Raw genomic sequence first — 14,850 nt, 5'->3', positions numbered from 1 at the left:
TCCCGGTGCGCCGACAAAACGGACAGGGGTGGGGTCCGGGGGTGTCGGGGCTGGGCACGTCTGGTCAATGGCCATGCGCTGACAGGCAATCACGGGGTGGGGGTGTCGGTTGACACTTGCTTCCGCGTTGGTCCAGTGGCGGCGAGGAAGGGGAGCCGATGCGCAGCGAGAGCTTGTTCATCGATGGGGAGTGGGTTCGACCGGCCGGGGCTGGGGAGTTCACCAGTCTCGACCCCGCTACCGGGAACCCCATCGCCACGTTGGTGGACGCGGGGGCGGCCGAGGTGGACGCGGCGGTTGCCGCGGCTCGGGCGGCGCTTCCGGCGTGGGGGCGGGTGCCCGCCACGGAGCGGGCGAGGATCTTGTGGCGGATCGCTGATCTGCTGGAGGCCAATGCCGAGGAGCTCGCGGCGTTGGAGACGTTGGACCAGGGGCAGCCGCTGGGGGTGGCCAAGGCGGTCAGCGTGACGGGGGCCGTGGAGCACTTCCGGTACTTCGCCGGGTTCACCACCAAGATCGACGGTGCGGTGCGGCACGTGTCGTTCCCCGACACGCTCCAGTTCGACCAGCGGGTGCCGGTCGGCGTGTGCGCGCTGATCGCGCCGTGGAACTTCCCGCTGATGATCATGGTGTGGAAGTTGGCCCCGGCGCTGGCCTGCGGGAACACCGTGGTGCTCAAGCCCGCCGAGCAGACCTCCCTGTCCGCGGCCTACCTGGTGCGGCTGTGCGAGCAGGCCGGCGTGCCCAAGGGCGTGGTCAACCTGATCACCGGTGGGCCCGAGGCCGGTAAGGCGCTGGTGCGTCACCCAGGCGTGGACAAGGTCTCGTTCACCGGCTCGACCTCGGTCGGCAAGGACATCGTCGCGGCCGCGGCCAACGACCTCAAGCGCGTGACGCTGGAGCTCGGCGGCAAGACCCCGACCGTCGTCGCCCGCGACGCCAACATCGACGCCGCCGTGGCCGGTGCCGTCGCCGGTGGCCTGCTCAACAGCGGCCAGGTGTGCGCGGCCTTCGCCCGCCTCTACGTCGACTCCTCCCGCGTGGACGAGTTCGCCACCAAGCTCGGCAAGGCCGTCGACGGCCTCAAGCTCGGCCCCGGCTCCGCCGCCGACACCCAGCTCGGCCCGCTGGTCACCGCCGAGCACCTGGACAAGGTCGACTACTACGTGCGCAGCGGCGTCGACCAGGGCGCCCAGCTCGTGGCCGGTGGCGCGCGCGCCGACGGCGACCTGGCCGCGGGCAACTTCTACCGCCCGACCGTGTTCGCCGGGGTCAACGACGACATGAAGATCGTCCGCGAGGAGATCTTCGGCCCGGTGCTGACCGTGCTCGACTACTCCGACGAGGACGAGCTGCTGCACCGCGTCAACGACTCGCCGTACGGCCTGGCCGCCTCGGTGTGGACCGACGACGTCCGCACCGCGCACCGCCTCTCCGACGGCATCCGCGCGGGCGCCGTGTTCGTCAACATGCCCTGCATCCCCGACGCCGCCGCCCCGTGGGGCGGGTTCAAGTCCAGCGGCTGGGGCCGGGAGATGGGCCCGTACGCGATCGAGGCCTTCACCGAGATCAAGGGCGTGTGGATGCACTACGGGGCTGCTCAGTGAGCACCCCCTACTGGGTCGCGGGCAAGCCCCGCACCTCCGACTCCCCGGTGACCGTGCGCAGCCCGTTCGATGCCACGGTCGCCGGGGTCACCAGCAACGCCACCGCCGCCGACATCGAGGAGGCGGTGGCCGCCGCGGCCGCCGCCCGCGACGAGGTGGCGTCCGCCCCCGCGCACGTGCGCGCCGACGCCCTCGACCACGTGTCGCGCCGCCTCGGCGAGCGCCTCGACGAGGTCGCCGCGCTGATCACCGCCGAGTCCGGCAAGCCGATCAGCTGGGCGCGGGTCGAGGTCACCCGGGCCATCGCCACCTTCCGCTGGGGCGCGGAGGAGGCCCGCCGGTTCTCCGGCAGCGTGCAGCGGCTGGACACCGACCCCGGCTCGGAGGACCGCGTCGCGCTGGTGCGGCAGGTGCCGCGCGGGCCCGTCCTGGGCATCACGCCCTTCAACTTCCCGGTGAACCTGGTCGCGCACAAGCTGGCGCCCGCCATCGCCGCGGGCTGCCCGGTGATCATCAAGCCCGCCCCGGCCACGCCGCTGTCCGCGCTGCTGCTCGGTGAGCTGCTGGCCGAGACCGACCTGCCCACGGGCGCCTGGTCGGTGCTGCCGATGACCAACGAGCAGATCGCCGAGATGGTCGGCGACCCGCGGCTGCCGGTCATCTCCTTCACCGGCTCCGACGCGGTGGGTTTCCGGATCAACGACGCGAACCCGCGCAAGCACGTGCTGCTCGAACTCGGCGGCAACGCGCCGGTGCTGATCTGCCCCGACTGGTCCGACATCGAGGGCGCGGCCGCCCGCGTGGCCACCTTCGGCACGCACCAGGCGGGTCAGTCGTGCGTGTCGGTGCAGCGCGTGTTCGTGCACACCGACGTCTACGACCGGTTCGTGCCCGCCCTGGTCTCGCACGTGCGCGGCCTGGCCAACGGCGACCCCGCCGACCCGAACACGCACGTCGGCCCGATGATCAACGCCGACGCCGCCCGCCGGGTGTCCGACTGGGTGGCCGACGCGGTGACCCGCGGCGCCACCCTGCTCGCCGGTGGCGGCGGGACGGGCACCCTGCTGGACCCGGTCGTGCTGGCCGACGTCCCGCCGACCTGCGCGGTGGTGACCGAGGAGGTCTTCGGCCCGGTCATCGTGGTGCAGCGGGTGGAGTCGGTGGACGCGGCCATCACCGCCGCCAACACCTCCCGCTACGGCCTGCAGGCGGGCGTGTTCACCCACGACCTGCGGTTGGCCGCGCACGCCACCGCCAAGCTCCAGGTCGGCGGCGTCGTCATCGGCGACGTCCCGACCTACCGCGCCGACCAGATGCCCTACGGCGGCATCAAGGACTCCGGTGTCGGCCGTGAGGGCGTCCTCTCGGCGATGCTCGACCTGACCGAGCCCAAGGTCATGGTCCTGACGGAGTTCGTCTCCTAGACGCGGGGCCCAGTGCTGCCCGGAGCCCCGAGGGGGCTCCGGGCAGCACTGGTTTTCGGCCCGGCGGCGCGGATCGGGAACCGCTGGTCCTGCTCGGCGCGCGGTTGCCCCCGCACCCGAGCGCGGCAGCCTCCTGGGTGTCCGAAGTGGACTTCCCGGGCGCGGGCAAGACCGGGTCGCGTGGTGCGGGACGGGCATCTCGTACCTCCTGGCGATGTCACGCGGAACCGACCGGCTCCGCGTGAACCACTATGGAGGTCCCGGCGCACCGGCGCAGAAAGTTGTCCACAGCCCTGATCGAGTGACTTGACGCCGGGAAATCTAGAGCCAGGTGGGTTCGGAACCCCTGGTGAGCCGGTGCAGGTCGCCCACTCCCCCACCGGGCGTCGGCCGGATGATGCCCGCCCGCGCGGCCACCCCCGCCGCCTCCCCCCGGGACTGGCAGTCCAGCTTCCCCAGCAGCCGCTCGACGTAGGTTTCCACGGTTCGGCGGCTGACGACCAGGTTCTCGGCTATGGACTGGTTGCTGAGGCCCGCGACGATGCCCGTGGCCACGTCCACCTCGCGGGCCGTCAGGCTCAGGGCGTTCTCGTACGGGGCCGACGCGACGATCACGCCCGTGCGGACGCCGTCGATGACCCGCAACAACCGGACCCGGTACCAGCCGTCGGGGCCGGGCCACAGGAAGGCGACCGTGCCGACGTCCAGGTCGTTGAAGGCGGCGCTGAGGGCCTGGATCCTGGGGTCGTCGGCCAAGGGGGACGGCAGGCGGTCCGCCAGGGGTAGTGGCGCGCCGCCGGGGACCAGGTGGCTGGCCGTCCACTCGGGACCGAACCAGGCCTCGAAGCGGGGGTTGCGCAGGGGGTCCACGCGGCGGGCGAGGGTCTTCTCCAGTTCGCCGATGAACGCTCGCGTGCGTTCTCCGAACGACTTCTGGGTGGACGCGTTGAGGTGCAGGATGCCGACGACCCGGTGGGTGCCCAGGCGCAGGGCGGCGGACAGGCCGTCCTCCAGGCCCGCCGGGCGCAGGTTCTCCTGGTAGTGCGGCGAATCCCGGAAGTTGTGGGGGGCGTCGTCCATCAGCAGCGGCACGTCCGAGTCGAACAGCAGGCCACCCCAGCGGGTGCGCGGCAGTTCGTGCGCCAGGTCCTGGGAGATCGACCGGGTGTAGCCGCGCTCGGCCAGCACCACGAACCCGCGGGCCACCGGGTCCCAGCCCGTGACCTGGGCGGCGCAGGTGTCCGGCACGGCACTGGTGATCGCGTCGAACACCTCTTCCCACTCGACGTCCGCGCTGGTGCCCAGCGCCGCCCCGATGCGCACCGCCGAGGAGACGAACGCCGGGTCCATCGCACCTCCTCGCCGACCCCGAGGACCGGGAACCTACCCGGACCGGGCAGTAGTTTGGCAGGCGAGGAGCCCGCAGCGCACGGAGGGCGTGCGCTGCGGGTCAACGGGTGTTCGCCCGCGACCAAGATCGCGGCGCCGGGGGCCGAACAGGACGGTCGTGGTAGGACTCCCCGGCGTCAGGCCCGGTCCAGGTCCAGTCCCTCGGTGAAGACCCGGCGCAGCGCGTCGATGGCCCGTTGGTGGGCGACCGCGGAGATGCTGAGCTGGTCGACCAGCAGGGCGAAGAAGCCGTGGATCTGGCCGTGGTACCGGATCAGCTCGGTGGGCACGCCCGCGTCCATGAGCCGGTGGGCGAACTCCTCGCCCTCGTCGCGCAGCGGGTCGTACTCGGCGGTCATCACCAGCGCGGGCGGCAGGCCGGACAGGTCGGTGGCGTTGAGCGGGTTGAAGTACGGGCTGTCCAGGTCCGCCTTGTCGCCGGGGTACTGCTCGAAGAACCACTCCATGTCCGCGCGGGTCAGGAAGTGGCCGACGGCGAAGTCGACGTACGAGGGCCGCTCGTCGGTCGGTGGGGCGATGACCGGGCAGGCCATGATCTGCAGCCGGGGTAACCGCCCGCCGCGGTCCTTGGTCATCAGGCAGGCGACGGCGGCCAGGTTGGCGCCCGCGCTCTCGCCCGCCACCGCGATCCGCTCGGTGTCGATCCCCAGTTCGGCGCCGTGCTCGGTGATCCAGGTCAGTGCCGCGTACGCGTCGTCGGCGGCGGCCGGGAAGGGGTGCTCGGGCGCCAGCCGGTACTCCACCGACACCACGATCGCCTCGGCCTCGTTGCACAGCGTGCGGCAGGCCTGCTCGTTCTCCACCGCCGAGCCGACCACGAAACCGCCGCCGTGCAGCCACAGCACACCGGGGAACGGCCCCTCACCGGTGGGCTCGTAGACGCGCGCGGCCAACTCCCCCGCGGGACCGGGGATGGTGCGCTCGTAGACCCGGCCGACCGGGTCCAGGTTCTCCGGCATGGTCCAGTTCGCGGCGAAACCCGCCCGGACCTCGGCTGCCGAGAGGCCCGCGGGCAGGAGTCCGCCCGCGGCTTCGGTGGCCGCGATGACCGCTTTGGCTTCAGGGTGCAGGGTCAACTACAACTCCTTTCCGTGCCGATCGGCGCTGAAGGAGCGCAGCACGGCCGCGGTGAGCCGGGAGACGTCGTTGGCGTCCCCGCGGTGCGGCAGGGCGGCGCACCAGCCGATCGACCCGGTGGCGAACACGGTGCCGCCGCCGGGGGTGTCCAGCAGGGTCAGGTCGGACCGGCGGGGGTCCACCGGGTCGGCCAGGGGGTGGGGCGTGGTGGGACCGGTGTCGGCCTGCATGTAGGACTCGCCGAGCAGCGCCCGGCCGAGCAGGCGGGTACCGGGTGGGGTGCCGAGCAGCGCGTTGGTGGCGTCGGTCTCGAAGGACGCGGCACCGCCGAGCAGCGCGCCGAACTCCCCCAACGGTACGCCGCGGTCGATGCCGTGCAGCAGCGAATCGACGGCGGGGTCGCCGGTCGCGGTGGTCAGCTCGTAGGAGCCTCCGGTCGTAAGACCCGCCGCGGTGGTCCCGATGCCGAAGAGGCGGTGGGGCGCGCGACCGCGCTCGGCCCACAGACCGCCGGGTTCGCCCGTGCAGGCCAGGGTGAGCTCACCGGGCTCGCTCTCCCACATGCGCACACCGGAGTACCCCCGGCGCAGTTCGGCCACGTGCGGCTTGGCGGGGTGGATGGCGGTGACCCAGTACGCGCCGTTCCCGCCCAGGTACGCGAGACCGCCGCCCCCGTGCAGGTGGGTGGTGACCGCGTCGAGCATGGCCCCGGTCCAGTACTCGGGGTGGCTACCGGTGATGACGCCGTGGTAGCCCTCCAGCGCCGCCGCGCCCTCGGCGTGCAGGTCGTGGTCGGTGATGACGTCGTACTCGAAGCCCTGCCTGCCCAGCCAGCCGACCAGGTGCAGGTCCTCGCTGTACTGGTGCGGGCCGCTCGCGTGCCGGAAGACGTGGTCGTCGCGCAGGCCCAGCAGCGGCCTGCGCAGGGACGCCGTGGCGGCACCGGCGCCGTCGCTGTGCCGGTCGTAGAGGCTGTGCAGGTCGTTGGCCCGGGCGAACGGCGCGGCGACCTCGGCGGGGTCCTCGGGCAGGAACGCCATGTGCACGTGTTCCAGCGCGTACGCGAGGTAGCTCAGCGTCGGCACGAGGAACACCAGCGGCGCCTTGGGCGCGCCCTCCGGCGGGCGGACGAAGAACGGCAGCCGGTCCGCGCCCGCGCTGGAGGTCAGCTCGACGGCGTAGCAGCCGCCGGGCAGGTCGATGGGCAGGTCGACGGTGAGCACCGGCGCCCAGCCGACGTCCTCCATGTCGCTGGCGTGGAAGTGCACCGCGCCGTAACCGGTGTCGGCGAAGCGCCAGTCCAGCACCTCACCGGTCCAGTCGTGCGCGGTGACCCCGCGCAGCGGCCCGTTGTGCAGGGTGCCGTGCCGCCCGTCGACGAGGTCGAGCAGCCGGTCGCCGGAGATCTCCTGGGCCAGGTCCCACTGCGCGGCCGCGCCCCGGTGCCAGGCGCCGGTGGTGTCCGCGGCCAGTTCGGCGACCTGGGCGGCGTCGAGCGCCCGGTCGAACAGGCAGGGGGCGCTGAGCTTGCCGTCGAGGTTGTCCTCGACCACGCCGTCGGCGAGGCGCCCGGCGAACACCAGCGGGGTGTCCGCGGTCGCCAGCACGCCGCGCGCGGGTGCCACGACGACGGTGGACGGCTTCTCGGCCGCCAGCGGGTCGCGGGGCCGGACCTCCAGGCGCGCGCCGCGCTCGGAGTAGGAGCCGGTGAGCAGGTACCAGCGGCGGGGGTGCAGCGCGGCGGACGCGGTCACGGTGACCACGCCGTCGTCGGTGTGCACGGTCAACTCCGGGCGCCCCTGCTCGTCGAGCGACAGCCCGGCCACGGACTCCTGGGTGAGCAGGGCCTGGCGGCGGCCCGGCGGGGTGGTCGGCCAGACCCAGGTGGCGAAGGTCGCCGCGCCGCCGAACGCGGGCGGGTTGGGCACCAGGCCGTAGGAGCCGTGGCGCAGGTCCTGGTGCGGCACGGTGATCCGCTCCGGCAACCCGGCTTCCACCGGCACCCGGACGGACTTCGTGCCGTCGTGGTCCACCAGCACCAACCGGACCCGCACGTCGGGCTCGGTGGAACTGGCGTGCACGGTGATCGACTCCCCCGGTCTGGCGGAGAGCCGGTCGGTGTATCCCGCGATGGGCGCGTGGGTGTGGTCGACCGGACGACGGGTCACGCTGGGCTCTCCCCTTCAGGAGTCTTCAGGAGTGTGGTGCTGGGCAAGCGGGGCGGGCGGCGCGGCAAAACCGCGTCCACCCGCCCCGCCGTTCTGGAAGGCGTAAGTCGCCCTCGCGGTCACCCACCAGGGGTCAGACCGCTTCCGCGATGATCACTCGCGGCGAGCCGGGAACCTCGCGGGTCTCGACCCAGCGCCAGCCGGTGGCCTCGAGCCAGCCCTTGACCTCGTCCTCGGGGTACACGACCGTGCCGTCGATGACCAGGTACTCGCCCGCGAGCACGGGGTCGAGGCGGCGGCCGTCCGAGGCGTCGAGCAGGAAGTCGAGCACCAGCAGCGCGGCGCCCGGCTCCACGGCCGCGCGGGCCTTGGTGAGGATGGTCTGGTTGTCGGCCGGGGTGAACCGGTGCAGCACGTGCTCCAGCAGCACCGAGTCGTACTTGCCGGGGACGTCCTGGGTCAGCGGGTCGGCCTCGTGGAACTCCACGAAGTCGGTGAAGCCCTCGGGCGCGCCGCCCTGGGCCATCTGCAGCATCTCCGCGGTGCTGACGAACGCGCCGCGCAGGTTCGGGTTCTGCTTGTGCGCCTCGTCGAGGAACGCGGTGGACAGACCCGCCAGGTCGAGCAGGTTCTGGTGCTTGGTGAAGTCGTACACCGCCGCGAGCTGCTCGGCGTGCAGCGAGTTGTAGGTCTGCACACCACCCATGAAGGTGCCCATGCGGTCACCGTCGAAGCTGAACGGCTGCGGCTCGGCGCTGCGCATCGAGTCGGTGTAGCCCAGCCAGTGCGGGTAGCTCAGGTTGTCCCAGAACGCCAGCCACGGGCGCAGGTCCAGGCCCTCGCCACCGGCGAGGTACTTGGCGGTCGCGGCCGTGTTGGTGTACTTGCCGTCGGCGTAGGTCAGCAGGCCGAGGCCCACCATCGCGTCGGACAGGATGCGCGCCGTGCGCTCCGGCAGGCCCGCGGTCTCGGCCACCTCGGCGGAGGTCTTCGAGCCGTCGGCCAGCGCGGCGAAGACGCCCAGCTCGCTGGCGGCGAAGAACTGCTTGGCGGCCATGAAGCCGGACGCGACCGCGGCCAGTGGGCTCGGGTCGACGTGGTTGGTGGTCATCCGGAGATCTCCTCAAGATCGAGAGCTGGGTCGACGACGGCCTTGACCGCCGCCATGGACGCCATGTCCTGGATGGCCTGGCTCGCACCTGCCAGGCCGACTGGCTCACCGAACATGGCGTCCCAGTCGAAGCGGCCCCTGAACGCGCTCAGGAACCTCAGCGATCTGTCCAGGTCGGACACATCGCCGTTGAGCGAACCGATGACCTGGATCTCGCGGCTCATGACCACGTCCAGGGGCACCGGCAGCGCCTTCGGGCCGGCGAAGCCGACCACGATGTGCTTGCCGCGCGGGCCGCACATGAGCACGCCCTCGCGGTTCACCGACGGGGATCCGGCGAAGTCGAAAACCAGGTCTGCGCCGCGGGCCTCCGTCAGCTCCTCCACCCGCGCCACCCGCTCGTCGGGGTCGGTGACCTCCTCAACGGAGATGGTCACGTCGGCCCCGAAGCGCGCGGCGATGGCCAGCCGGTTGGCCGGACCGCCGATGGTGATCACCCGGCCCGCGCCCGAGGACCTGGCCAGCGCGGTGCCGACCAGACCCAGCGGGCCCGCGCCCTGGATCACCACGGTGGACTCGGGGCGCACGCCGCCCGCGTTGGCGAACGCGCGCAACGCGGTCTTCACCGCGCAGCCCGCGGCCGCCGCCCACGTGTCGGGTATGTCGTCGGGCACGACCAAACGGTGCGCGCCCGGCGGGAGGTAGGTGTACTGCGACAGGCCGCCGATGACGAATGGCCACTTGTCAGCCCGTTGGGTGAAACCATATCCCCGGTTCGCGCACAGAACAGGCTCGCGGAGCACGGTGCAGGCGTGGCAATGGCCACAGACGGACTCGGACCAGACCAGTCGGGTGCCGATCTCCACGGGCCGCCCCAGGGCGTCCTGCCCCGCGTACGGGCCCAGCGCGACGACCTCGCCGACGATCTCGTGGCACAGCACCAGGGGCGGGCTCGCGAACGGCAGCAGGCCCCGCCAGATGTGCGCGTCGGTGCCGCACAGGGTGGCGCGCAGCACGCGGACCAGCGCGGCGCCGGGGGGCAGGTCCGCGGGCAGCGGCAGCTCCTCCAGCTCCAGGGGCGCGCCGAACTCGCGCAGCACCGCAGCCGCGGTGACCCGGGGTCGATGCGTCACACCGGCTCCTTCACCGTGAAGGAAAGTGTGGGACGCGCCGCGGCCTGCCCGGCGCTGGAACGGGATCCAGCGGCGGACAGGCCGGTCAGCGGTGCCGGTGGGCGGGAGCCCTCGGCGTGGCACATCTTCTCCCCCTTGCGTCGCGTCCGGGTACATCCGACCCCGAACGGCCCCCTTTGGACAGTCGATCTAGGACGGCTCGTCCCAGCGGTCACCCCGCCGGGTCCACACGAGCACGACCAGGATGACCACGAACGGCAGTACGCCGCGGTATTGCTTGAGCGCGTCGATGCTGCTGGCCAGGCCCTGCAGGACACCGAGCGCGAGACCACCCACAAGGGTGAGCGGGAAGCTGCGGAACCCGCCGATCAGCACCGCGGCGAGCGCGGGGGTGATCAGCGCGGCCTGCGAGCCGAAGTCGCTGGCCAGCTGCGGCGCGATGATCATGATGGCAAGCGCGCTGGCCGCGCCCGCGATCGCCCAGACGATCATCGACAGCCGGGGCACCCGGACGCCGATCAGCTCGGCGGTGGTCGGGCGCTCGGCCTGGGCCCGCAGCAGCAGGCCCACCCGGGTGTTGCGCAGCAGCACCGCGGGCGCGGCGGCGAAGAGCACCGCCAGGATGATCGTGACGATGGTGGTCCAGGTGATCACCACGCCGCCCAGGGTGAACGCGGCGGCGTCGAACGGGCTGGGGAAGCGGTGGGGGTGCTGCGCCCCGAACAGGCGCAGCCCCACCACGACGAGTCCGGTGTAGATCGCGATCGTGACCGCGGCCTTGACACCCTCACCGGCCTCGGAGAACCACCGGACCATGATCGCTCCCAGGCCGCAGTGCAGCAGCGCGCCGACCGCCATGCCCAAGGGGATCGCCAGCACCAGCGGTAAGCCGCCCTCGTACAGGATCACCATGACGAACGCGCCGAACGCGCCGACGGCGGCCTGCGCGAAGTTGACCACCGCGACGAGGCGGTAGGTCAGCAGCGTGGACAGGCCCATCAGGGCGTAGGCCCCGCCGGTGACCAGTCCGGCGATGGCCGCGGACAGTTGGAGCACGACTGCCTCCGGATCAGGAGTTATCTAGGTAGCTGGGTGGATCAGGAGGAGGTCGGGACGGTGATGAAGTCCCCGATGGGGGACCACGCGCTGTCCTTGAGCTCGACCATCTTCGAGGCCTGGTTCGGCGCGTGCCGGTCGCCCTGACCGAACACGAACGGGGTACCCACCATCGGGTCGGAGATCGGCGCCATGTTCTTCAGCGCCTCGTTCACCGACTCGCGGGTGACGTCGCCCTTGATCGTCTTGAGCACGTCGACCATGAACCTCGCCGCCAGGTAGCCGCCCTGGGAGAAGGCGGTCGGCGAGGCCTTGGCCCGGGTCACCGCGTCCTTCCACGGCCGGTTGGCGTCGCTCTCCGCGGTGAACGGCTCGAACTCCGAACCCGCGTAGACCTTCAGGCCGAGGTCGCCGATGGCCTTGGCGACGCTCTCGGTGTACGCCGGGGCCAGCAGCAGGAAGTCCACATCGGACATGCCCTGGGTCTGCGCCGCCTTGAGGAACGGCACCACCATCTGCTCGCCCGGGTTGAACAGGATCGCGTCGCAGCGCTCCTGCTTCGCCCGCAGCAGGTACGGTGTCAGGTCGCCGCTCTGCTGCACCGCGGTGTCGTTGACCACCAGCTGCTTGCCGGTGATCTTGGACCACTGGCCGAGCGCGTTGTTCACCGCCTCCTCGGAGCCGGGGAGCATGACGGTGAAGTTGCAGATCCGCTCGTTCTTCAGCGTCTCGGAGGCGAACATCAGCTCCGCGGTGATGAGGGTGAACGGGCCGACGTTGACCGGGGCGATGTTCGGGCTCTGGTAGCACTTCGGGCTGGCACCGACCGCCATGATCGAGCTGATCTTCTGCTGGCGGTAGTAGGCGTCGTTGACGTCGCAGTCGGTGAAGCTGCCGGAGGCGGTCATCGCGACCACCTTGGCGTCGGCCAGCTCCCGGGCGACCTGCGCGGTGCGCTTGGGGTCACCGGCGTCGTCCTTGACGATGAACTCGATCTTCTTGCCGTTGATGCCGCCCTGCTCGTTCGCGTCGTCGAACACGCGCTGGGCGGTCTTGACGACCTCTTCGGTGATGAAGTTGCCGGTGAGGCCGGCGATCGCACCGATCTTGATGGTGTCGCTGCTGGTACTACATCCCGCGATCAGCGAGGAGGTGATAACCGCCGCGCCGACAACACCACCGATCTTGACGAACGCTCTCTTCATTACTACTCCAGGGAATGGCGGGGATTTGCGTCGAGGAGTCGTGCATATGCGTTGATCAGTGCGTCGCGTCGCCGAGGTAGGCCGCGATGACGGCCGGGTCGGACAGCACCCGCGCGGGCGGGCCCGAGGCGATGACTCGACCGAAGTCGAGCACCACGACCTGGTCACAGGTCGCTCGGACCAGCTCGATGTCGTGTTCGACGAGCAGGAGCGAGGTGTCGAAGCGTTCCGGGATCTCCGTGATGCGTTCGACGAGCAAACGGGTTTCGTCACTGGAGTGGCCCGCCGCCGGTTCGTCCAGGAGCAGGACCGGCGGGCGGCCGGCCGCGAGGCCCGCCACTTCCAGCAAACGTCGGGTGGCCACGTCCACGGCTTCCATGGGCGTGGCGGCGGGTGGGAGGCCGAAGAGCCGCAGCTGCTCGTCGGTCTCCCGGTCGGTGAGCGTCTTGCCCGCGGCGACCTGAAGGAACATGCCGACCGAGATGGAGGTCGGCACGCGCAGCTGCTGGAACGAGCGGCGCACGCCCGCGCGGGCGCGCTGGTGGGCGGGCAGGTGGTCGATGCCCTTGCCGTCGAGCAGGACCTTGCCGGTGTAGCGGCTGGTGAAGCCGGTGACGGTGTTGATCAGCGTGGACTTGCCCGCGCCGTTCGGGCCGACCAGGCCGACGATCTGGCCGCGGGGCAGGACCAGGTTGACGTCGTCGACGGCGACCAGGTTGCCGAACTGCACGCGCAGGTTGCGGACCTCGAGCGCGGGCGGGCCCTTGCGCGGCTGCCGGACCGGCTTGGGCCGGGGGAACACCGACACCGGCGGCGCCGCGATCGGCGGTACCTTGGCGGCCTGCTTGCGCCGGTACTGGGTGCGCACCAGGTCGGTCTGGCTCATGCCCAGGCGCAGCACCTGCACGGCGCCGACGCCGAACAGCAGCGCGGCGAGGTCCTGCGGGATGCCGATGCTGTCGATGATCACCGGCATGAACGCGCCGAGCAGGCCGCCCGCGATGGCGCCCTCGGCGTTGTTGGTGCCGACGAACAGGGCGATGGCGAACATCGACACCGAGGCGATGGCGGAGAAGTTGGCCGCGCTGACCACCGACAGCTGCCCGGCCATCAGACCGCCGCCGATACCGGCGACGAACGCGCTGAGCGCGAACGCGGCGAGCTTGCCCCGGGTGACGCTGATGCCGTGCGCGGCGGCGGCCCGCTCCGAGTGCCGGATCTCCACCAGCGCGCCGCCGAGGCGGCTGCGGTCGAGGAAGTAGAGGCCGACGAAGATGAGGCCCGCGACGATGGCGCAGAAGACGAAGTACGCCTGGTCGGTGTCGAACAGGTCGGGCCGCTGCACGTAGTCGCCGGAGTCCTGGCCCGGGTAGTTCAGGCCGCCGAACACGACGTCGAGCGCGATGGCGAAGGCGAACGTGGCGACCGCCAGGTTGACCCCGCGCAGGCGCAGCGCGGGCAGGCCGATGAGCAGACCCGCCACGACCGCGGCCAGACCGCCCAGCAGCAGCCACACGTAGAGGCCGCCGGGGACGTCCGCGGTGTTGGCCCAGCCGACCACCCAGGCGCCGATCGCGGCGAAGGAGAGCTGGCACAGGGAGATGACCCCGGCCCGACCGGTGATCAGGCCGTAGCTCTGCATGAACACGACCGCGACCGCGGCGCTGGTCAGGTTGAACAGCGTGGAGCTGTCCGAGACCGCGGAGAGCACGGCGACGGCGATCGCGCCGACCACGATGCCCAGCGGCAACGGCTTGCCCAGGGGTCCGGCGGCGGCCAGGACGCCGCTCACGCCGCCACGCGACCGGGAGTGCGGTCGGCTCTTACGCGCAGTGTCCACTTGCCTGTCCACTTGTCTCAGGACTCCAGTCGCGGGATGGGAAGTTGTGGGGGTCAGCGGTGGGTGTCGCCGAGGTACAGCGCGCGCAGCAGGGCCTCGTCGCCGAGCAGCGCCCTGGGCGCCCCCGCGTAGACCATCTCGCCGCGGGCCATGACGTAGGCGCGGTTGGCGATGCGCAGCGCGAGGGTGGCGAACTGCTCGACCAGCAGCACGCCGACGCCGGTGTCGGCGAGGTGGCGCACGGCGCGGGCCAACCGCTCGACCACGATCGGCGCCAGCCCCAGCGACATCTCGTCGACCAGCAGGACCTTGGGCCGCCCGAGCAGCGCCCGGCCGACCACCAGCATCTGCTGCTCGCCGCCGGAGAGCAGGCCGGCCGGGGCGGAGATCTGCTTGCGCAGCTCCGGGAACAGGTCCAGCACCTCGTCGATGGTGTCGCCCTCGCGGCAGGCCGCGCGCAGGTTGTCCTCAGTGGACAGGTCGCGGAACACGGTGCGGTCCTGCTCGACGTGCGCGAGCCCGGCGCGGGCCCGCCGCCACGCCCGCAGCTTCTCGATCCGCGTCCCCCCGAGGCGGATCGCCCCCGACGCGATCGGGATGGCCCCCGAGACGCCTTCGAGCAGCGTCGTCTTGCCCGCGCCGTTGGCGCCGAGCAGGACGGTCACCTCGCCCGCAGCGACCGAGACCGTCGCGCCGCGCACGATCGGCAGGCCCGACCGCTCGACGGAGACGTCCTCAATGGACAGAACACTCACAGGGAAACACCATCCTTGGGGATAACGGGGGGTGGCGGTGTGGCGAACAGCCTGCCCTGTGGGG

General features: G+C 71.7%; 11 protein-coding genes. 2 read left to right on the top strand and 9 right to left on the bottom strand.

The features are described from left to right. The first annotated feature begins 158 nt into the window (after positions 1–158). Entirely contained in the window at positions 159–1,607 is a 1,449-nt protein-coding gene (locus V5P93_RS12695; RefSeq protein WP_104480414.1) for an aldehyde dehydrogenase, read from the top strand. After that, on the top strand, positions 1,604–3,031 hold the full coding sequence (locus V5P93_RS12690; protein ID WP_104480415.1) for an aldehyde dehydrogenase family protein: 1,428 nt from the start codon (positions 1,604–1,606) through the stop codon (positions 3,029–3,031). Before V5P93_RS12695 ends, V5P93_RS12690 begins: the two co-directional genes overlap by 4 nt. A 321-nt stretch (positions 3,032–3,352) precedes the next feature. Here V5P93_RS12690 and V5P93_RS12685 read toward each other — a convergent pair whose 3' ends face one another. The 9 genes from V5P93_RS12685 to V5P93_RS12645 all read right to left on the bottom strand — a co-directional run bounded on the left by V5P93_RS12685 (position 3,353) and on the right by V5P93_RS12645 (position 14,786). Further along, positions 3,353–4,381 carry a helix-turn-helix transcriptional regulator gene (locus V5P93_RS12685; protein WP_104480416.1) on the bottom strand — a complete coding sequence of 343 codons (1,029 nt, stop codon included), beginning with the start codon at positions 4,379–4,381 and terminating at the stop codon, positions 3,353–3,355. Between the two features lie 176 nt (positions 4,382–4,557). After that, complete coding sequence (locus V5P93_RS12680; RefSeq protein ID WP_104480417.1) at positions 4,558–5,517, bottom strand: alpha/beta hydrolase; 960 nt, start codon at positions 5,515–5,517, stop codon at positions 4,558–4,560. After that, the gene (locus V5P93_RS12675; protein ID WP_104480418.1) at positions 5,518–7,686 is read right to left on the bottom strand and encodes a N,N-dimethylformamidase beta subunit family domain-containing protein; all 2,169 of its coding nucleotides are present in this window, start codon (positions 7,684–7,686) and stop codon (positions 5,518–5,520) included. 133 nt (positions 7,687–7,819) lie between these two features. Then, the gene (locus tag V5P93_RS12670) at positions 7,820–8,797 is read right to left on the bottom strand and encodes a methyltransferase dimerization domain-containing protein (protein WP_104480419.1); all 978 of its coding nucleotides are present in this window, start codon (positions 8,795–8,797) and stop codon (positions 7,820–7,822) included. Beyond that, positions 8,794–9,930 (bottom strand): zinc-binding dehydrogenase, encoded by a 1,137-nt coding sequence (locus V5P93_RS12665; protein WP_245931401.1) that lies wholly within the window; start codon positions 9,928–9,930, stop codon positions 8,794–8,796. Before V5P93_RS12665 ends, V5P93_RS12670 begins: the two co-directional genes overlap by 4 nt. A gap of 189 nt (positions 9,931–10,119) precedes the next feature. Then, positions 10,120–10,986 carry a branched-chain amino acid ABC transporter permease gene (locus tag V5P93_RS12660; RefSeq protein WP_104480421.1) on the bottom strand — a complete coding sequence of 289 codons (867 nt, stop codon included), beginning with the start codon at positions 10,984–10,986 and terminating at the stop codon, positions 10,120–10,122. A 41-nt stretch (positions 10,987–11,027) separates the two neighbouring features. Beyond that, positions 11,028–12,191, bottom strand: a complete 1,164-nt coding sequence (locus V5P93_RS12655) for an ABC transporter substrate-binding protein (protein WP_104480422.1) — start codon at positions 12,189–12,191, stop codon at positions 11,028–11,030. Between the two features lie 55 nt (positions 12,192–12,246). Continuing rightward, positions 12,247–13,983, bottom strand: a complete 1,737-nt coding sequence (locus V5P93_RS12650; RefSeq protein WP_245931402.1) for an ATP-binding cassette domain-containing protein — start codon at positions 13,981–13,983, stop codon at positions 12,247–12,249. Positions 13,984–14,084: 101 nt separating this feature from the next. Beyond that, a complete protein-coding gene (locus V5P93_RS12645; protein ID WP_104480423.1) occupies positions 14,085–14,786 on the bottom strand; it encodes an ABC transporter ATP-binding protein in 702 nt (233 codons plus the stop codon). Between the last annotated feature and the right edge of the window lie 64 nt (positions 14,787–14,850).

Source organism: Actinokineospora auranticolor (assembly GCF_041897805.1).
Lineage (GTDB): Bacteria > Actinomycetota > Actinomycetes > Mycobacteriales > Pseudonocardiaceae > Actinokineospora > Actinokineospora auranticolor.
This window is presented reverse-complemented; position numbering and strand designations above follow the sequence as displayed.

What these genes read in the sequence shown, in the direction of transcription:
- V5P93_RS12685 (WP_104480416.1), bottom strand. Translation starts at nt 4,381, where the DNA reads ATGGACCCGGCGTTCGTCTCCTCGGCGGTGCGCATCGGGGCGGCGCTG.
- V5P93_RS12655 (WP_104480422.1), bottom strand. Translation starts at nt 12,191, where the DNA reads ATGAAGAGAGCGTTCGTCAAGATCGGTGGTGTTGTCGGCGCGGCGGTT.
- V5P93_RS12670 (WP_104480419.1), bottom strand. Translation starts at nt 8,797, where the DNA reads ATGACCACCAACCACGTCGACCCGAGCCCACTGGCCGCGGTCGCGTCC.
- V5P93_RS12695 (WP_104480414.1), top strand. Translation starts at nt 159, where the DNA reads ATGCGCAGCGAGAGCTTGTTCATCGATGGGGAGTGGGTTCGACCGGCC.